Consider the following 19304-nt stretch of genomic DNA (forward strand, 5'->3'; position numbering starts at 1 on the left):
CCCGGCCCCTCCCGCAACGGCGGGCCGCCCAGTGGGTGAGGGGAGCAGAACATGGCTTTTTTCCCCTCGCCCACTGGGCGGCCCGCCGTTGCGGGAGGGGCCGGGGGTGAGGAATCAGCGTCAATAGGTCTGCAATACTTTAAGCCGGTGGCGTTTATTGAGCCGGATGTGTGGGTTACTCAGCCGATTGAATAGCAGGCCACTAAACGCCAAAGCGCCTGCCACCGGCAGTGGATTGGTGTAAAAGCCACGCTGATTGACAATATCGGCCAGTAGGTAAACACCCCCGGCAATGGGGAATACATTACCGGCGGCCGTTATGAACGGAATTCGGCGGTGCAGATAAATGCGCTGAATTTCATTGTAGCGAAACGTTACCGGCTCGTCGCGGTTCATAACTTCATTCGCCATCAGAATGCTGAAGGTGCTGTCGGTAACGGCATAAAGCTGCTCACGAAATTTCTCGTTTCTCGCTGTAAAGTGAAACTCATCCCCTTCAAAAAAACGGTATCGCCGGAAACTCCCCAGGGTGTGGTTCACATCGAGGGCGAGGTAACGCGACGGGCGCAGCAGAGCCGTATAGGCCGTTCCCCGGCGTTGCAGGAGTTGTTCCGTTGTAAGCGTGTCCTGGGGTTGAGCCAATGTATAATTGACAATGAATAATGAACAATGAATAATAAGTACAGGAAAGCCAACAGCAGATAAGTTCATCAGTTCAGAGAATAGCCCTGGGTTTATAACGCGAAAAGCAGACAGTTGGCCATTTTTTAGAAAAATTTAACGGCTTCGCTTCCTGTTGGCTAATTTGCACTCATGATTACTGCCAACCAACTCCGAACCTTTACCAAACAGATTTTCATTGCCATTGGCTGCTCCGAAACCGATGCCCGCTTAGCCACCGATGTCCTCGTTAGTGCCGATTTGCGGGGGGTCGACTCGCACGGTGTGGCGCGTTTGCCGGGTTATGTCCGGCTCTACGATCAGGGTCGCATTAATCCCCGGCCTCAGATGCGCGTGGTACACGAAACACCCTCCACAGCAGTGGTCGATGGCGACCGGGGGCTGGGGCTGGTTGTTGGCCCCTGGGCCATGCAGGTTGCCATTGAGAAAGCCCGCATGGCCGGAACGGGCTGGGTAGCAGTACGCAACTCCAACCACTTCGGTATTGCTGGCTACCATGCCCTTTTGGCCACCAAACACGACATGATTGGGCAGGCAATGACCCACGCAGCCCCGCTCGTAGCGCCCACATTTTCATTGGATAAACTGCTGGGAACCAATCCCATTGCGGTGGCCATTCCGGCAGCGACAGAGCCAACGTTTCTGGCCGATTTTGCCTCGACGGCAGTAGCTTACGGCAAACTCGAAATTCTACAGCGCAAAGGGCAGGATGTGCCGCTCGGCTGGGCACAAAATGCCGAAGGAGAACCCACCACCGATGCCAACGCCATTCGCAACGGCGGTGCGCTGCTTCCCCTCGGTACCGACCGCGAACACGGCTCCCACAAAGGCTATGGTTTGGGGGCCATTGTCGATATTTTTTCGGGTGTGTTGTCGGGGGCGAACTACGGTCCCTGGGTGCCCCCCTTCGCTACTGCCGGGTTCATGCAGGCCAACGAAGGCGTTGGTGCAGGCACGGGGCATTTTTTCGGGGCCATGCGGATTGACGCCTTCCGCCCCGCCGATGAATTTAAAGCCCACATGGACACTTGGATTCAGCGATTCAGGCAGGCCAAAGCGGTTGAGGGCCAGCGCGTTCTGATTCCCGGCGACCCGGAGCGCGAAATGGAAGCCTGGCGATTAGACCACGGCATTCCGGTGGTTGAACCCGTGCTTAAAAGCTTAGCCGAATTGGGCGAACGGTTTGGCATTCGGCTATAAATGGGCATGAGGGAAAGGGGACGGTCGGCCGCCTTCCCCTTTCCCTCATGCTGGCAAAACAGTGTACCAAAACCAATCGTTTACACCCAAAAACTCAACTGTATGACGTATCGAACACTGGGCAAAACCGGTTTTAGCATTTCCGAAATCAGCTTAGGCACCTGGCAGGTGGGTGGCAAATGGGGCGACCCGTTTAGCCACAATAACGCCGACCAGATTCTCAACGAAGCCGTTGATGCAGGGATCAACTTTATTGACACTGCCGATGTGTATGGCGATGGTGAAAGCGAAAAAGCTGTGGGGCGGCTCGTGCGCTCCCGTTCCGAACGAATTTTTGTGGCCACCAAATGTGGGCGTCGGTTGCAGCCGCACACCAATGAAGCTTATCAACCCATTACGCTGCGCCGGTTCGTTGACAACAGTCTGAAGAACATGGGTCTGGAAACCCTCGACTTAATTCAACTGCATTGTCCGCCGACGGAGGTTTATTACCGACCGGAAATTTTTGAGGTATTCGACCGGCTGAAAGACGAAGGTAAAATTCAGCACCTGGGAGTTAGCGTTGAGAAAGTAGAAGAAGGGTTGAAAGCCATTGAATTTCCGAACGTAACAACGGTGCAAATCATTTTCAATATGTTTCGCCAACGTCCGGCTGAACTATTTTTTACCGAAGCCAGTCGCCGGCAGGTGGGCATTATTGTTCGGGTGCCACTGGCAAGTGGATTACTAACGGGCAAATTTCATTCGGATACGGCCTTTTCAGCCGATGATCACCGGAATTTCAACCGGGAAGGCGCGGCTTTTGATAAAGGAGAAACCTTTTCGGGCGTGGAGTATGAAACCGGTTTGGCCGCCGTTAACAAGTTGCGGGCCGTTTTCCCAGACAACGCCAATTTAGCCCCCGACGCGCTGCGCTGGATTCTGACGTTCGACGCCGTTAGCTGCATTATTCCCGGCGCATCGAAACCCGGGCATCTGAGGTCAAACGTAGAAGCGACTCAGCGCCCCGCCCCCACCCATGAGCAGATGGCTACTGTGCAAACTATCTACGAGACGTATATTAAAAATCCGGTTCATTATCTGTGGTAACGAAATAAGACTAAGACCTGGCCATAATCAGATCTTATTTTGTTACCACATCAATTTATATATCCCCGTTGCGGCTCTTTTAATCGTGCCGTCTGCACCAAAAAGCAGCTTATAGCTGAGTATCGTTGTAACGACATAAACTAACCGAAACAGGTCCGTTAAGTGATACGACACGTAGATAAGCTCTACCAATTTGCCGAACTCCTTGAGAGTTGTTCAGCCTGATCAGCCAGTTCGACCGGCTCATTGAACTGAGCGAATTCATGGGCCGATCCTATTGACTTCCAGGCAATTACCAATCAAATACAATCAAACCTTTTTTCGCTATCGATTACCGTGTTTTATTTGTGTAATCATTCTGTTGTCAGTATTCTATTTGGCCGTTTTGCCAATTCAACATATATTGTTCCATGAAGAAACAAAAATCAGGACAATCGCAGTCGCAGACACGCAGTGGTATGAAGCAATCGCAGGGACAGAGCAGGCTGAACTTCTCGTTTACCGATTACCAGACCGATAATTTTTTCGACGAGATGTTCGCCGGTGAAATGAAGGTACGGGCGGGCTACGCCCCGTTTCAGCAACGGGTTGAGCAGCTAACCTGTGAGGACCTCATTGGGCGGCAACATGCTGCCGAGCGTGCCCTGATGAGTATGGGCATTACCTTCAATGTGTATTCGGAAGGAGAAGGCACCGAGCGCATCATGCCCATTGACATTATTCCGCGCGTGATTGAGTCAGCCGAATGGAACCGGCTCGAAGAAGGCCTGATTCAGCGAATCAAAGCCTTGAATATGTTTCTGGACGACGTATACAATGAGCAGCGTATTCTGAACGATGGGGTTGTGCCCCGCGACCTGATCGAGTCCAGCCAGTCCTTTCTTCCCCCTTGTCTGGGTGTCAGGCCACCCAAGGGCATCTGGTGCCACATTACGGGCACCGACCTGATTCGGGGCGACGATGGCCAGTTTATGGTTCTGGAAGATAACCTCCGCTGTCCGTCGGGTGTCTCGTACATGCTCGAAAACCGCGAACTTATCAAGCAAACATTCCCGGAAGTGCTGGCTCAGACGGGGGTTCGGCCTGTATCGGATTACCCGACGCGCCTGCTCCAGATGCTGCAGTTCATTGCCGATCGACCCAACCCCACAGTAGTTGTGCTGACACCGGGTATCTATAATTCGGCTTATTTTGAGCATTCCTATCTGGCCCAGCAAATGGGCGTTGAACTGGTTGAGGCCCGCGACCTCGTGGTGTCGGGTGGGTACGTGAAGATGCGGACCACGAAAGGCTTCCAGATCGTCGACGTTATTTACCGGCGCATCGACGATACCTTTTTAGACCCCAAAGCGTTTAATCCCGACTCGATGATTGGCATACCCGGCATTTTCGATGTTTACAAAAAAGGCCGCGTGGCCTTAGCCAATGCGCCGGGTACGGGCGTTGCCGACGATAAGGTCATTTACGCCTATGTTCCCCGCATTATCAAATATTACTTAGGCGAAGAGGCCATTATTCCTAATGTGAAAACCTACATCTGCCGGGAAGAAGCTGATTGCCGCTATGTACTGGAAAACATTGAGCAATTAGTTGTTAAAGAAGCCAACGAAGCGGGTGGCTACGGGATGCTCATCGGCCCAAAAGCCACACCCGAAGACCATGACTTATTCCGCCGGAAAATTCAGGCGAATCCGCGTAACTACATTGCTCAGCCTACTATCTCACTGTCGCGGGTGCCCTGTCTGGTGGGCGACCATGCCGAAGGCCGGCATGTGGACCTGCGGCCCTATATCCTCTATGGCGATGGGGTTAACGTGATTCCGGGTGGCCTCACACGTGTGGCACTCCGAAAAGGATCACTCGTTGTCAACTCCTCGCAGGGCGGGGGCGGCAAGGATACGTGGGTGCTATATTGAGTAGTAAGTGGTAAGTTCTAAAGTGGCAGGTAGGTGACGCGAAAACAGTACGTGCGTTGGCTACCTGCCACTTTAGAACTTACCACTTACTACTTACTTCCTATACACTTTTTCTCACTGAAATCGTTGTAGATGAAACCAGAAGAAGTTTATGCGGTTCGTTTACATTATTGGCCTTCTGAGCCTGTTTTTGGGAGCCTTGCTGTTGCCCACCCATAGTTTGGCTACGCACGTGCGGGCGGGCGAGATTACTACCAAGCGTATTTCTCAAACATCGCTGACATACAAGATTACCTTCACCGCCTATTTCGATGAAACACCGGGAGGAGGGAAAAATGCCGCCGACATGGCGAATGACTATGTGATTTGCTTCGGCGATAACTCGACCTCAAGTATAGCACGTAGTAGCCGGGTCTATATCAATGGCAAGACATCTTCGATCGATTCCTACACGATTGTGCACACCTATCCGGGACCAGGTACGTATACCATTGGCATTACGGTTCCAAACCGGAACAACAATACCATTAACCTGCCCCCGCCAGGTGAGTCACAAAACATCAAATTCTTCGTTTCAACGACTATCCTTATCAACGAGGCTCTGCGGACGAACTCGACGCCGGTAATGCTCAACCCACCCCTGGATTCGGGCCGGGTAGGTCAGAAGTTCTGTCATAATCCAGCCGCTTTCGATGCCGATGGGGATAGTCTGGCCTACCGACTTAGTGTGCCCCAGACCTCGCTGACCGAAACGGGCTGTACCGGCCGGGCCATTCCGGTTTATCAGGACCCGACCCGCTTTAGCTCCGCCAGCGAAAGCGGAGGCACGCCGACCTTCACCATCAACCCCGTCACCGGGGAGTTGTGCTGGGATGCCCCCGGACGGGAGGGTCAGTTCAACTTCGCCTTTATCATCGAGGAGTGGCGCAATGGGGTACTCATCGGTGAGATAACCCGCGACATGCAGATTTTCGTCGTTGACAATCCCAACAAACGCCCACTGATTCAGCCCATCCCCGACTTGTGCGTCCAGGCTGGCACCTTGATCAACCAGACCATCACGGCTACCGACCCCGATGGCCAGCGCGTCATTATCAACGGCTTCGGGGGCGTCTTCAACGTTGGCCCCGACCGGGAACCCCTGTCCCCCGGCGAGTTAATCCAACCCGCCTATGCCCGGCTTATCAACGGCGGTATTGTGCAGCCACAACCCGCCACAGCCACCTTCACCTGGCAGACCAACTGCAACCAAATTCGGGAAACGCCTTACGATGTGACCTTCAAGGTCAACGATGTGCCCCCCAAACCAGCCGCATCGCTGGTGTCGTTCCAGACCTTCCGCATTACCCTGGTGGGGCCGCCTGTCCAGAACCTGACGGCCCGGCCCACCGCCACAGCCAATGGCCGGGCCATTCAGTTGACCTGGTCGCCCTACACGTGCGGAGCACCCGGCACTAAAATCACTATTTACCGCAAAGAGGGCTGTGATGATCGTCCGCTGCCGCCCTGCACACCGGGCGTGCCTGCTGGTTACGTCAAGATTGCTGAGGTGCCCATTTCGGCCACCACGTATGTGGATACCTCGGCCCTGCGTCGGGGTGTCAGCTACGCTTACCGGCTGCTGGCGGTTTACCCGGATGCCAACGGGGGCGCCAATGGGGGGGTTAGCCTTGCCTCCACTAAAGCCTGTCTGGAACTGCCCCTGCTGGCTCCGGTCATCACCCAGGTTACGGTCGATTCCACCAAAGATGTTACAGGTCAGATTACCGTGCGCTGGACGCGCCCTCTTGGGCTGAATCCGGCAGACTTGACTGGCCCCTATCAGTATCGGCTTCAGCGGGCTGTGGGGTTGAGCGGCACCAATTTTGTCCCTATTGCCACCATCAATACGAATTTACTGCCCACAGCACCCGATACTGTTTATATTGACAAAGGCACGTCGGTCAGTGCCCTCAACACCCTCGCCAATCCCTATACCTACCGCCTGGAGTTTTATTACACAGCCGCCAATGGCCAGTTGACCCGCTTAGACGTGACCGAGGCAGCCTCCTCGGTGCGGCTCTCGGCTATGCCCGCCAACCGACAGATTAGCCTGACCTGGCAGGCCAACACGCCCTGGAGCAACGATAACCAGACCCACCGGGTCTTCCGCAGCCGGACGGGACCGAATGGGCCCTTCAACCTGATTCGGGAGGTAGCCGTGATGACTCCTCCCTATACATTTACCGATGATGGCAGCGATGCGTTTCTGGCTGACGGCAACACCAGTCGTGCGCTCTCAGCCGACTCCAGCTACTGCTACCGGGTACTGACCCGAGGCCGCTACACGGATACGCAACTGGCCCGGCTGGGTCTGCTGGAAAACTACAGCCAGATTCTGTGCGCTACCCCTTCTGATACCACGCGCCCCTGTGCACCCACGCTTCGGCTCGACAGCCTGAACTGTGCCAATCTGACTACCGAGAGCCTGTGCGACCAGACCAGCTATACCAATAAGCTAACCTGGCAGCCTGCAACGGGACCGGGCTGCGACCCTAACATTGCCACGTATAAAATCTACTACGCCCGCTATCGGCCCGACAGTCTGCGGGCGCTGAGCAGTGTGGCAGCCCCCACCACCTCCTTTGACCATGGCAGCCTGACAACCGTAGCGGGGTGCTATTACGTGACGGCCGTGAGCCGGCGAGGCCTGGAGAGTGTACCCTCCAACACAGTTTGCACGGATGCCTGTCCTTCGTTTGTGCTGCCTAATGTATTCACGCCCAACGGCGATGGTAAGAACGACGTATTTCAGCCGTTGCGCTGCCCCCGCTTTGTAGAGAACGTGGTCTTTGTGGTTTACAACCGCTGGGGGGCCAAGGTCTATGAGAGTAGTGGACCGACCCTGGGCTGGAATGGTCAGAGCAGCGACGGAGCCGATTTGCCCACCGGTTTATACTACTATCAGGCAACAGTAAGCTATGCCCTGCTGAATCGAAACGCCCCACCGCAGGTGCTAAAGGGGTGGGTTCAGATTTTCCGTGAAAGCGTGACAGTTCGGTAAGTTTTGGTACAAAGTGGCGTGGGTGGTGTGGTGTCAGGTTTTCGAACCTGACACCACACCACCCACGCCACTTTGTACCAAAAACCTACTTCATATTATGATACACCGTCTGCACATCGTCATCTTCTTCAATGCGTTCGATGAGTTTTTCGACGTCGATGGCTTCCTCATCGGTTAGTTCCTTGTAGTCATTCGGGATGCGTTCGAATTCAGCCTGTTTGATTTCGTAACCCTTTTCTTCCAAAAATTTCTGAATGCTGCCGAAGGCGGTAAACTCCCCATAGATAACATACTGATTGGTGTCGTCGTCGAGTTCAATGTCATCGCCCCCAGCGTCGATCAGTTCGAGTTCAAGCTCTTCCTTGTCGACACCTTCAGCCGGAATCCGAAACACAGATTTGCGGTCGAACATAAAGTCGAGCATTCCCTGCGTGCCAAGACTGCCGCCTAATTTGTTGAGGTAGCTGCGAACGTTGGCGACGGTGCGGTTGTGGTTGTCGGTGGCGGTTTCGATAACGAGTGCAATGCCATGGGGAGCGTAGGCTTCATACACGATTTCCTTGTAATCTTCCTGCTCTTTCGAGGAGGCTTTCTTGATAGCCCGGTCTACATTTTCCTTCGGCATATTAGCCGCTTTGGCATTCTGGATAATGGCCCGAAGCCGGCCATTGCTATCCGGATCGGGGCCACCACTTTTAACGGCCATCACAATGTCTTTGCCGATTCGGGTAAAGGTCTTGGCCATTTGCCCCCACCGTTTCATTTTGCGGGCTTTTCGGTATTCAAATGCGCGTCCCATTGTTGTAAAGAATAATGTATAATGAAAAATGTATAGTGTACAATGGATTAGGCGTTATGGCTGGCGTCAGCACAGTATGCATTGCTCATTATTCATTATACATTTAGCTCCTCCTGTTGGTTAAAAATTGATAATTCCACCTGCCCGCGCAGCAAGTCGTCAAATGTCTCGCGCTGGCGAATAAGATGGGCTTTCCCGTCGTAAACCAGCACTTCCGCCGGGCGGGGGCGTGAGTTGTAGTTGGAGGCCATCGAGAAACCATAGGCTCCCGCATTCTCGAACGACAGCACATCGCCAGACCGCACCCTCGGCAGCAAACGGTCAGTGGCGAAGGTATCTGTCTCGCAGATATAGCCCACTACATCATAGAGCTGTTCCTCGCCAGCCGGGTTCGAGATGTTTTTGATGTCGTGGTAAGCATCGTACATCATGGGCCGGATGAGGTGATTCAGGCCCGAATCGACCTGCACAAATGTCCGGTTAGGGTTTTGCTTAACCACATTCACGCCCGCCAGCAAATGGCCGCTTTCGCTGACTAACAGCTTGCCTGGCTCAAAGCAGAGTTCCAGTTCACGCCCGTACCGATCGCAAAATGAACGAAAGGCGATTGACACTTTCCGGCCCAGGTCGGCAACATCAGTGAAATGATCGCCCTCTTTATAGGCTACTTTAAACCCACTGCCGAAGTCGATGAAACGCAGGTCAGGGTAGTCGGTAGCTAAGTCGAACAGTACATCGGCGATTTTGAGAAAGGTGTTGCCGTCCTTAAAATCCGAACCCGTGTGAATGTGCAGACCGATCACTGGAATGCCATATTGTTCCACAACTGCCTTGATTTGCGCTCGGTAATCGTTTGGAATACCAAATTTAGAATCGCCGTGGCCAGTCTGAATTTTAAAGTTTCCACCTTCGGCAATGCTGGGGTTGATCCGCAGCGCCACCGGATACCGGTCGCCGTAGGTCTGCCCGATTTGTTCGAGCAGGGGCAAACTGTCGGCGTTCAGTTGAAGTCCCATTTCGAGCGCTTCCTGAATTTCGACCCAGGCATTGCCACTCGGCGTAAACATAATTTGCACCGGCTCAAAGCCAGCCATGAGCGCCAGCCGGGCTTCGTTGACCGAAACAACCTCAACATCAATGCCCTGCAACCGCATCAACTTCAGAATCGACACATTGGTGAGGGCTTTGGCCGCGTATTTTATCTTTAGGTTAACCTCTGGAAATGACGACCGCAGCAAGCCGATTTTTTCGATAATTTTGTCGGCATCATACACATATACAGGTAAACCGAACTCGTCGGCAATATCCAGTACATTGATACCCTGAATCTGGTAACTTTGGTTATTGAGTTGCATACCTTCGTGAAACGAGCCGCAAAATTACGCCATCTTTCCTCCATGTACAAAATTTGCTATTACCTGCTGACGCTTAGTCTGCTCGGCACTTATCCTTTATTCGGTCAGCAGCCTCAGGTTGTTCGGCTACGAATCGACCCGGCAGACGTTGGCCCTAATCAGCAACGTTCGTCTACACCCCAGTCCGGGACCCTCCAGTCCGGGCCCCGACCCGTCGGACCGCTCCAGTCCGGCCCGATGGTTGGCTATTCAGACATGCGGGAGGTGATGCTCTGGGCGCAGACCAAACAGGCCGCCCGTGTTCAGATTCGCTACCGTGAAGTGGGCGCAGCCAGCAAATCTTCGCCAACATATCTGACAAATGAAGTACAGACAACCCGGCAAACGGCTTTTACCGCCCACCTGCTCGCCGACCAGGTGGAACCCGGCAAAAAGTACGCATACGACGTGCTAATCGGGGGCCAGAAGGTGAGCCTGCCCTACCCGACCCAGTTTCAAACCCAACCCCTGTGGCAGTGGCGGACCGACCCACCGGCCTTTCGTTTCGGCGTCGGAAGTTGTACCTACGTCAACGAACCTGACACCGACCGGCCCGGAACGCCGTATGGTGGCGGTTACGAAATTTTTACGGCCTTATCGGCTCAGAAGCCCGATTTCATGCTCTGGACGGGCGACAATACCTATACCCGCGAAACCGACTGGAACAGCCGGTCGGGTGTGCTGCGCCGGTATACCCACACGCGCTCATTGCCCGAAATGCAGCCCTTGCTGGCCAATACACACAATTATGCGACCTGGGATGACCACGATTACGGCCCCAACGATTCCGACCGGTCGTACTGGCTCAAAGATGTGACCCTCGATGCCTTTAAGCTGTTCTGGGCGAATCCAAACTATATTTTCCCGGAAGGTTGCACCGGCACGTTTACCTGGAATGACTGCCAGTTTTTTCTGCTCGATGACCGCACCTTCCGCGCTCCCAACGAAATGCCCGACGGCCCGGCGAAGGCTTATTTTGGTGAGAAACAAATGCAATGGTTACTCGACGCGCTGACGTTTAGCAAGGCCTCATTTAAATTCATCGTGACGGGTGGGCAGATTGTCAACCCGGCTAAAACCGCTGAAAATTATTCCATCTATGGCACCGAACGCGAGCGACTGTTCAAAGCCATTACTGATGCGAAGATTCCGGGAGTTCTGTTCATAACCGGCGACCGGCACCACTCCATTCTGCACAAATTAGACCGGGCAGGATCGTATCCCCTCTACGATTTAACTATTTCGCCTTTAACCTCCGGCCCGTCAAAACCCAACGCCGACGAGTTAAAACAGGCAACTTATATAGATGGAACTCTTGTATCTGACCGTAATTTCGGCATTCTGAGTGTCAGCGGCCCGCTGAAAGACCGGGTGTTGACCATCAACGTTTATGACCAGAAAGGCACCCAACGCTGGACGAAAGAGTTACGGGCCAGCGAGTTGAAATAAATTTTTAAGTCTCACCAGGTTACTACCCGGTACAAGTGATTAGCGCAGTAAATGAAATTTGCACCGGGTTTTAATCCGGTAAGACTTAAAAAAATGACTCTCCAAAAATTCCCTAATCACGAAACTCTCTCCCAGCACACTGCCGGGCACCTTGCGGCTGTCATGAATCAAAAGCCCAACGCACTGCTTTGCTTAGCGTCGGGCGATACCCCCATAGAAACCTACCACCGGTTTGTGGCCTTAGCGAAAGCCGGGCGTGTAGACGTGAGCCAGTGTACGTTTGTGGGCTTAGACGAATGGGTTGGTTTCGGGCCGGACGATGCCGGTAGCTGTTCGTATTATGTGTTCCGTGACCTGTTTACGCCGTTGGACTTACGACCGGAGCAGGTTTATATCTTCAACGCCAAAGCCAGCGATCTGACGGCTGAATGCGCGAAAATCGACGCCCTCATCGACCGGCACGGCGGGTTGGATTTATTGCTCGTTGGGATGGGCATGAACGGCCACATTGCCCTCAACGAACCGGGAACGCCCTTCACAAACGGGTGTCACGTTGTTGAACTGGCCGAAAGCACCAAAACCGTTGGGCAGAAATATTTCACGCAGGAAACCACACTGGCGCAGGGCATTACACTCGGCCTGCGCCACCTAACCGAAGCCCGCGAGGTAATTTTGCTCGTTAGTGGCGCAAAAAAAGCCTCCATGCTTCGCCAGGCCCTGACTGGTCCCATTACCGAAGAAGTTCCGGCCAGTATTCTTCAAACCCACGCCAACGGTCAGATTTGGGTGGATGAGGGGGCGGGAAGTTTAGTGTAATGTTCCATGTTTCAGGTTCAATGTTTCAGGTTAAATGTTGAACTTGGAACCTGAAATCGCTCCGGCGGCCCGGCTGAAACATTGACTTTGAAACCTGAAACGAAAAAAACCGAAATCCTGGCGGGTATTTCAACTTTTCTGGCAACAATGTATATCATTGTTGTCAACCCGGCCATTCTAAGTCAGGCGGGCTTGCCGTTTAGTGGCGTTCTGACGGCGACCGTGTTGCTATCGTTTTTTTGCAGCCTGATGATGGGCCTTTATGCCCGCAACCCAATTGTTGTTGCGCCCGGCATGGGCATGAATGCTTTCTTCACCTTCACCGCCGTGAAAGGCATGGGCATTCGTCCCGAAATTGCCCTCGGTGCGGTGTTCTGGGCAGGTGTGCTATTTCTGCTGATGTCCGTGCTGAACGTTCGGTCGGCCATTGTACGGACGATTCCGCAGCCGTTGCGCTATGCTGTCTCGGCGGGCATCGGGCTGTTTATTACGCTGATTGGCTTCGAGAATGCTAAATTCATCATTGCTAATCCAGCCACCTTGGTCGGCATTGCCCGCTTCAACGACCCCATCGTCCTGACGTTTATCCTTGGCTTATTACTGACAAGTGTACTGGTCGTGCGCGACGTACCAGGTGCCATTATTATCGGCATCGTGCTGACGACGCTGGCAGCCTGGCCCATTGGGCGGTACTGGGGCGACGCGTCGGCCATTAACTTTGGGCAGAAAACGCTGGTCAACGTTCAGGGCATTTGGGCCGCACCCGATTTTTCGCTGCTCGGAAAATTAGATTTGGCCGGTTCGTTGTCGTGGTCATTATGGCCGGTCATTTTCGCCTTTGCCTTCACCGATTTGTTCGATAGTTTATCCACCTTTGTCGGGGTAGCCGAAGCCGGTAACTTACACGACCCAGACGGACAGCCCCGCAACCTGAATCGCTCTCTCCTGACCGATGCCGTAGCGACGACCCTGGCAGGCGTGTTCGGCACCAGCCCCGGCACGGCCTACATCGAGTCGGCGGTGGGTATTGCACAGGGCGGGCGCACGGGCCTGACGGCTATCGTGGCCGGTTGTTGTTTTTTGCCGTTTCTCTTTCTATCGCCCCTATTGTCGGTTATTCCGGCTATTGCAACGGCCCCGGCGCTGGTGCTGGTGGGCGCGTTTATGATGAAACCCGTTACCCGCATTAATTGGGGACAGTTGGACGATGCGCTGCCCGCTTTTCTGGCCCTTGTGCTGATCCCCTTCAGTTATTCCATTACACAGGGGCTAATCTGGGGGTTTCTGTCGTGGACGGTCATAAAAGTAGCCATAGGTAAACGCCGGGAAGTGCCGCTGGGCCTGTGGATTGTGGATGTATTTTGTGTGCTGGCGTTAACGAGTGGACATTGAGAAAAAACATGTCAGCCCAAAATTAAAACTCTGGGTCCACCGTAGAGATAGTGTAAGTTTACCCGTTTTTTAGTCGGAGAGATAAACCGTTAAAACGGGTAAAGGCCATCTCCACTTTTTCTAATCCACTGATTAAACTCAGTGGCTGATATTTCGCTAAAACCTGTATTTACCATCGGCGTTCTATTATGAAAAACATAACCTTCTTCTTGCTTCTCCTCACCCACTTCGCCTTTGCCCAACACTATAAACCTCGCCCCGTTACGGGCCTGCTGGGTGCGTTTGGGGCTGAGGTGGCCTTAGTGAAAGAATCGGTGAAGAGACCAAAAACGGTTGTTGTCGACGGGGTTTCGTTTACAACCGGGCGGATTGGCAAACAGCGGGTTGTGATTGCCGAGACGGGCATTGGCAAAGTCAACGCAGCCATGACAACCACCTTGCTGCTCAACCATTTCCGGCCCCGACGTGTGTTATTTACCGGTATTGCGGGCGGTACCAATCCTGACCTGCAGCCGGGTGATATTGTGATTGCCCGCCAAACGGCCCACCATGATTATCAGACTCTTACACCAGACCGGCAACCCACGCGGCAAACCTACTCCTTATCCGGGAAATTTAATCCAGCCTTTTTCCCCGCCGACTCGGTAATGCTACAGCAGGCGCAGACGGTTATTCGATCCATAACCTTCGAGTCGGTTCCGGTCACCAGACGTCCACCGACTGTGCTGACGGGCATCGTCGTTACGGGTGATCAGTTCATCTCCTCAGCGGAGAAAGTGGCTCAATTACGGCAGGTTTTCAACGCCGATGCGACCGAAATGGAAGGGGCCGCCGTAGCGCAGGTGTGCTATCAGATGCAGGTGCCCCACTTAATAATCCGCAGCTTGAGCGACCGCGCCGACGACAACGCCCGGAGCGATATGATGACGTTTTACCAGGCAGCCGCCCGTAATTCGGCAAAAGTTGTCATCGCCATTGTTCAGGCGTTGTAATAGTTTAAGGGTAAACGTTTCACGTTCAGGGTTCCATCCGACAATCCTGACACCACTCGGGCTTCCTGGCTGGAATGTGGATACCTCTCCCTCGAAAAAGTTAACAATTCCTGCCAACAGAAGCTTATTTAACGAGAACTATGAGATTTTTGAGCGCGTAGCAGTCGGATGTTTGTCGAGAAATGGCCTTCTGAGCCTACTGGCGTGCCTACGGCACTTAATCAGTTCACAATCAGTGCTAAAACCTCATAGTTGGCGTTTATTTATCATATTTGACTGAAACCAACCACATTTTCTTTGCTACTTAACTCGATAACTTCTGCCACTACGAACCCGTTTCAATCGTTTTGGTGGGCTGGTTTTGAATGCACCGACCAGCTTAACTGCTTTGGGAATCGCGTTGATTTCCTGCCATTAACGGGGCATTTGCAACTACTGCGTGACGATTATGAACGGCTGTCTCCCTTTGCCATCCGAACCGTTCGGGAGGGAATTCGGTGGAGTCAGGTCGAAAAAACCGCTTACCAATACGACTGGACGGTCGTTGAACACATGCTGACGGAGGGCCATCGGCAGGGCATTCAGCAGGTATGGGATCTGTGCCATTTTGGGTATCCCGACGACCTGACGCCCCTTCACCCCCTGTTTGCCCGGCGGTTTGCAGCCCTTTGCCGGGCCTTCGTCCGGTTCTATCGCGACCGTTACCCCGACGATGTCCTGATTGTGACGCCCGTCAATGAAGTCAGTTTTATGGCCTGGTTAGGTGGCGACGTGCGGGGCACGTCGCCTTATTGCACGAGGCAGGGGTGGGAGGTTAAAGTTGGCCTGATGCGGGCCTACATCGAGGGCGTAGCGGCTATGCGTGAGATTGACCCCTCAATCCGCATCCTGACCACCGAACCTTTAGTGCAAATGGTGCCCCCCCTGAATGCGACTCAGGAGCAGCTAATTAACGCAGCCATTGCCGACGAAAATCAGTTCCAGTCGGTCGATATGCTGGCCGGTATTATAGCACCCGAATTGGGCGGTTCGCCCGACTACCTCGACATTCTGGGCTTCAATTATTATTACAATAATCAGTGGATTGAGGGCACAGGCATCTTTCTGGGCTGGAACGATGCCATCCCCGACCCACGCTGGGTTCCTCTTCGACGACTGCTGACGAAAGCCCACCACCGCTACGGAAGACCCATCGCCCTAACCGAAACCAGTCATCCCGGTATCGACCGTCCAGTCTGGATTGAGATGATTGGCCGCGAGTGTGCGGCTGTCCTGAAGGCGGGTGTGCCGCTGTGGGGCGTGTGTCTGTACCCCATTATTGACCGCCCGGATTGGGACCACCTCGACCGTTGGCACCAGGCTGGCCTTTGGGATGCTGATTTATCGACTACACCACCTGGACGGGTACTGGCCAGTTCGTATGCACAGGCTTTGCTGCAGGCACAACTCAGCCTAACAGAGGCCTCTTTGTTAACAAACTAACTTTTCACCAAACATATAGTTACCCGAATTGCAGTACGTTTACACAGATTAGGAAGGGGTTTAATTAGCACTTATCACCTCCAGCCGACGGAGATAGAAACCCTTCGGCAAGCGTTAAAAATAGAGTTTACCATACACGAAACCTTCCCTGCAATGAAACAATTCGTGACGCTCTTTGCTGTGCTTGCGTTAGCAACGTCCCTATTTGGCCAGAACCTTAGGCCGGGTTTCGACAAAGCGGAATACATTGAACTTCTTAAAGTATCAGCCGCTTTTGGTGATTCGGCTTATATAAAGGCCTTCCCTACTCCGCAGCAGTTCAAATTTGTGTACCGCTCGCCAGTTGTTGGCCTGGAGAATCGCTGGGATTTATGGGCGGATAATCAGGGCGTTGCGGTGCTCAGCATTCGGGGCACAACGGCGGAAAGCCTGAGTTGGTTGGGCAATTTTTATGCAGCAATGGTGCCCGCCAAGGGTGAGATTCAACTCAGCGATACTGAAAAATTCACCTACGAACTGGCTTCCAGCCCAAAAGCGGCTGTTCATGTTGGCTGGCTGGTAACGATGGGCTACTTAGCGAAGGATATGCTGCCCAAAATTGATTCGTGTTATCGGATGGGTAGTAAAGACATGCTCATCATGGGCCATAGCCAGGGCGGAGCCATTGCTTTTCTCCTGACGGCTCACCTGAAAAATCTGCAAAAACAGGGTCGGCTTCCCGCCGATATTCGCTTTAAAACCTATTGCAGTGCGGGGCCTAAACCGGGTAATCTCTATTTCGCTTACGAGTATGAGGCCGCCACCCAAAACGGGTGGGCCTATAATGTCGTCAACTCCGCCGATTGGGTGCCCGAAGTCCCGTTAACCGTACAGACGGTCAATGATTTTAATCCGACAAACCCCTTTAGTGGCGCGCCCGCTATGATAAAAAAACAGAAATTAGTAAAGCGTATTGCCTTAAAGTACGTCTACAACAGCCTAAGCAAACCGTCTCTTAAAGCACAGAAAAACTACCAGAAATACCTGGGTAAACTGGCTTCTAACACCGTGATGAAGAACCTGAACGGCTACGTACCCCCCGAATACTACAACAGCAGCCATTATGTAAGAACTGGAACGACGATTGTTCTCTTGGCCGACAGTGCCTATTTTCGGCAGTATCCGGATAGTAAAGAGAAGATTTTTACCCACCATTTTCACCCGCCTTATTTATACCTGGCCGAGAAACTTTCCACATCGACCGAGCCAATGGCCCCCACCTCCTCAAGCCAGACAGTAGACGGCACCTGGGAGTTAACGTACATCTCCGGTCGAAAAATTGCCTTCAACGGTTTGTACCCCGAGAAAAAGCCATTCATCACGTTCAACATAGCCAGTCAGCGACTGAGTGGGTCAACCAGTTGTAACTCATTCAATGGAAAGCTGGTTGTGGACGGACAAAAAATTAACTTCAGTGAGCCAATGGCCATGACCCGAATGATGTGCCCCGGCGAAGGTGAGCAGGCGTTTCTGGATGTGTTGAAAACCGTGAATCGCTACGCAGTTGGTGACGACAACACACTGACCTTCATCATGGGCGACATCGCCGTGATGCGATTTGTGCGGAAATAGCTGATGAAAGCGACGGGTTGCGGGGCAAGGAAACTTTAAATTACAAATACAATTGCACCATCTTCTGCCAGTCATCGGCCTTGTGAGCACGCCCGTCCCACATGTATAGCTCGTGGGTTATATTTTTGGCCCAAAGCGTTTCACTCAGGGTAAGGTTACTGTGCATGAATGGGTCGTCGAGGCCAATGGTCATCACTATCTGCAATTGTCGCAAATGGTGAAGTAGCGAATCTTCCGTAAGATTTGGCAGAAAGTGATTGGGGCTATGGAAGTAGATTTCCTCGTCGTAATAGTCATCGAATAAGCCCCGAAATTCGGCTACAGGTTCTGACAGGCTGTAGCGCCCGCTGAACGCAACAACCTTCCCGAAGTGCTGCGGGTGCCGAAGCGCGATGTTAACAGCATGATAGGCCCCTAAGCTACAGCCGTGCGAAATCATAAAGGACTGCGGGTTTTTCAGGCGGGAAAGTGGCAGCACTTCATTGAGAATGTACTGCTCATACTGCCCGTGCCGGCGAATGCGGTCGTGCGCGGAGATGTAACGATTATAAATGCTTTCGCGGTCGACACTATCGACGCAAAAAAGTTGAAGCCATCCATTTTCAAGCCGGTCGGCCAGGGCATCGACAAGGCCTATCGCTTCATATTCATAAAAGCGGCCCCGACGGGTCGGAAACACCAGCACCCGTGCACCGGCATGGCCAAAAACGAGAAGTTCCATGTCGCGGTTCAGATTCGGGCTAAACCACTTATGATAGTCACGGTGCATAACGATACCCTCAAATACACGTCAAGTTGCAACCGTTACGGCAAACTTTGTTGACTATTTGTGTAAACAAATCGTTAAAAAATTCGGGCCTGCTGCTGAACAACCTGCCGCCATACCCGATAACCCGCCTGGCTTAAATGCAGTCCATCGTTTTCAAAAAACTCCGGCCGGGGCTGGCCGGTTGGGCCAAGCAGGGGTGTTGTCGCGTCGATATACTGATAGCCCGGATTTTTTTCGATTTCAGTTAGTAGTAATTGATTAGTGGCGTAGATTTTATGGGCGATGTTCCAGCGGGCCGGGCTAATTTTTATCGACAAAAAAGAGAGGGGCAAACCCGGCAGCAACGTCCGCATTTTTTCGGCAAGTGTACAGAAGAACAGGTACACTTCTTCGGGATGCCGCCCGTCGCCGAGGTCATTATCGCCCGCATAAAACACAAGTGATTTGGGGTTTGCCGGAACCATTAGCCGCTCGAAAAACCACGAACAGGCTGCCAGTGTTGACCCGCCAAACCCCAGGTTGAGGGCATTTATTGTGGGGAAATCCTGCGCGAGGGTTGTCCAGAGTCGAATGGATGAGCTGCCGTAAAAAATAACCCGGTCAGCCGCCGGTGGCAACGCATTGAGTTGAGCTTCCAATTGCCGCACATCGGCTTCATACCAATCCATAAA

15 protein-coding genes are annotated in these 19304 nt (G+C 53.0%); 10 read left to right on the top strand and 5 right to left on the bottom strand.

Annotation, left to right across the window (positions count from 1 at the left end; translation table 11 throughout):
• Nucleotides 1–120: 120 nt before the first annotated feature.
• On the bottom strand, nt 121–711 hold the full coding sequence (locus ACYVI1_RS28535) for a hypothetical protein (RefSeq protein ID WP_460914769.1): 591 nt from the start codon (nt 709–711) through the stop codon (nt 121–123).
• 102 nt (nt 712–813) lie between these two features.
• Here ACYVI1_RS28535 and ACYVI1_RS28540 point away from each other — a divergent pair, with 102 nt between their 5' ends.
• The 4 genes from ACYVI1_RS28540 to ACYVI1_RS28555 all read left to right on the top strand — a co-directional run bounded on the left by ACYVI1_RS28540 (nt 814) and on the right by ACYVI1_RS28555 (nt 7929).
• Nucleotides 814–1881 (top strand): Ldh family oxidoreductase, encoded by a 1068-nt coding sequence (locus ACYVI1_RS28540; RefSeq protein WP_460914770.1) that lies wholly within the window; start codon nt 814–816, stop codon nt 1879–1881.
• Nucleotides 1882–1983: 102 nt separating this feature from the next.
• Nucleotides 1984–2970: an aldo/keto reductase gene (locus ACYVI1_RS28545; protein WP_460914771.1), complete on the top strand. Its 987-nt coding sequence runs from the start codon at nt 1984–1986 to the stop codon at nt 2968–2970.
• Between the two features lie 410 nt (nt 2971–3380).
• Nucleotides 3381–4886 (top strand): circularly permuted type 2 ATP-grasp protein, encoded by a 1506-nt coding sequence (locus tag ACYVI1_RS28550; RefSeq protein ID WP_460914772.1) that lies wholly within the window; start codon nt 3381–3383, stop codon nt 4884–4886.
• A gap of 151 nt (nt 4887–5037) precedes the next feature.
• Nucleotides 5038–7929 (top strand): T9SS type B sorting domain-containing protein, encoded by a 2892-nt coding sequence (locus ACYVI1_RS28555; RefSeq protein ID WP_460914773.1) that lies wholly within the window; start codon nt 5038–5040, stop codon nt 7927–7929.
• Nucleotides 7930–8014: 85 nt separating this feature from the next.
• On the opposite strand, the gene ACYVI1_RS28560 is transcribed toward ACYVI1_RS28555, so the two are convergent.
• Nucleotides 8015–8728 carry a YebC/PmpR family DNA-binding transcriptional regulator gene (locus ACYVI1_RS28560; RefSeq protein ID WP_460914774.1) on the bottom strand — a complete coding sequence of 238 codons (714 nt, stop codon included), beginning with the start codon at nt 8726–8728 and terminating at the stop codon, nt 8015–8017.
• 95 nt (nt 8729–8823) lie between these two features.
• Nucleotides 8824–10083: a diaminopimelate decarboxylase gene (gene lysA / locus ACYVI1_RS28565; protein WP_460914776.1), complete on the bottom strand. Its 1260-nt coding sequence runs from the start codon at nt 10081–10083 to the stop codon at nt 8824–8826.
• A 42-nt stretch (nt 10084–10125) separates the two neighbouring features.
• On the opposite strand from lysA, the gene ACYVI1_RS28570 reads away from it, so the two are divergent.
• The 6 genes from ACYVI1_RS28570 to ACYVI1_RS28595 all read left to right on the top strand — a co-directional run bounded on the left by ACYVI1_RS28570 (nt 10126) and on the right by ACYVI1_RS28595 (nt 17864).
• Nucleotides 10126–11571, top strand: a complete 1446-nt coding sequence (locus tag ACYVI1_RS28570) for an alkaline phosphatase D family protein (protein WP_460914777.1) — start codon at nt 10126–10128, stop codon at nt 11569–11571.
• 93 nt (nt 11572–11664) lie between these two features.
• A complete protein-coding gene (locus ACYVI1_RS28575) occupies nt 11665–12387 on the top strand; it encodes a glucosamine-6-phosphate deaminase (protein ID WP_460914778.1) in 723 nt (240 codons plus the stop codon).
• Nucleotides 12388–12474: 87 nt separating this feature from the next.
• On the top strand, nt 12475–13779 hold the full coding sequence (locus ACYVI1_RS28580; protein WP_460914779.1) for an NCS2 family permease: 1305 nt from the start codon (nt 12475–12477) through the stop codon (nt 13777–13779).
• 188 nt (nt 13780–13967) lie between these two features.
• Nucleotides 13968–14771, top strand: a complete 804-nt coding sequence (locus ACYVI1_RS28585) for a 5'-methylthioadenosine/adenosylhomocysteine nucleosidase (RefSeq protein WP_460914780.1) — start codon at nt 13968–13970, stop codon at nt 14769–14771.
• 297 nt (nt 14772–15068) lie between these two features.
• Complete coding sequence (locus ACYVI1_RS28590; protein WP_460914781.1) at nt 15069–16253, top strand: amine oxidase; 1185 nt, start codon at nt 15069–15071, stop codon at nt 16251–16253.
• Nucleotides 16254–16406: 153 nt separating this feature from the next.
• The gene (locus ACYVI1_RS28595) at nt 16407–17864 is read left to right on the top strand and encodes an META domain-containing protein (RefSeq protein WP_460914783.1); all 1458 of its coding nucleotides are present in this window, start codon (nt 16407–16409) and stop codon (nt 17862–17864) included.
• A gap of 40 nt (nt 17865–17904) precedes the next feature.
• Here the strand turns inward: ACYVI1_RS28595 and ACYVI1_RS28600 are convergent, their stop codons facing one another.
• Complete coding sequence (locus ACYVI1_RS28600) at nt 17905–18633, bottom strand: esterase family protein (RefSeq protein ID WP_460914785.1); 729 nt, start codon at nt 18631–18633, stop codon at nt 17905–17907.
• Between the two features lie 74 nt (nt 18634–18707).
• The gene (locus tag ACYVI1_RS28605; RefSeq protein WP_460914787.1) at nt 18708–19301 is read right to left on the bottom strand and encodes a GDSL-type esterase/lipase family protein; all 594 of its coding nucleotides are present in this window, start codon (nt 19299–19301) and stop codon (nt 18708–18710) included.
• Between the last annotated feature and the right edge of the window lie 3 nt (nt 19302–19304).

The organism is Spirosoma areae, from assembly GCF_054781775.1.

Excerpts from the sequence above, each read along its gene's own strand:
- ACYVI1_RS28570 (WP_460914777.1), top strand. The coding sequence starts at position 10,126 with ATGTACAAAATTTGCTATTACCTGCTGACGCTTAGTCTGCTCGGCACT.
- ACYVI1_RS28575 (WP_460914778.1), top strand. The coding sequence starts at position 11,665 with ATGACTCTCCAAAAATTCCCTAATCACGAAACTCTCTCCCAGCACACT.
- ACYVI1_RS28555 (WP_460914773.1), top strand. The coding sequence starts at position 5,038 with ATGCGGTTCGTTTACATTATTGGCCTTCTGAGCCTGTTTTTGGGAGCC.
- ACYVI1_RS28550 (WP_460914772.1), top strand. The coding sequence starts at position 3,381 with ATGAAGAAACAAAAATCAGGACAATCGCAGTCGCAGACACGCAGTGGT.
- lysA (WP_460914776.1), bottom strand. The coding sequence starts at position 10,083 with ATGCAACTCAATAACCAAAGTTACCAGATTCAGGGTATCAATGTACTG.
- ACYVI1_RS28595 (WP_460914783.1), top strand. The coding sequence starts at position 16,407 with ATGAAACAATTCGTGACGCTCTTTGCTGTGCTTGCGTTAGCAACGTCC.
- ACYVI1_RS28540 (WP_460914770.1), top strand. The coding sequence starts at position 814 with ATGATTACTGCCAACCAACTCCGAACCTTTACCAAACAGATTTTCATT.
- ACYVI1_RS28535 (WP_460914769.1), bottom strand. The coding sequence starts at position 711 with ATGAACTTATCTGCTGTTGGCTTTCCTGTACTTATTATTCATTGTTCA.
- ACYVI1_RS28560 (WP_460914774.1), bottom strand. The coding sequence starts at position 8,728 with ATGGGACGCGCATTTGAATACCGAAAAGCCCGCAAAATGAAACGGTGG.
- ACYVI1_RS28605 (WP_460914787.1), bottom strand. The coding sequence starts at position 19,301 with ATGGATTGGTATGAAGCCGATGTGCGGCAATTGGAAGCTCAACTCAAT.
- ACYVI1_RS28600 (WP_460914785.1), bottom strand. The coding sequence starts at position 18,633 with ATGCACCGTGACTATCATAAGTGGTTTAGCCCGAATCTGAACCGCGAC.
- ACYVI1_RS28545 (WP_460914771.1), top strand. The coding sequence starts at position 1,984 with ATGACGTATCGAACACTGGGCAAAACCGGTTTTAGCATTTCCGAAATC.
- ACYVI1_RS28585 (WP_460914780.1), top strand. The coding sequence starts at position 13,968 with ATGAAAAACATAACCTTCTTCTTGCTTCTCCTCACCCACTTCGCCTTT.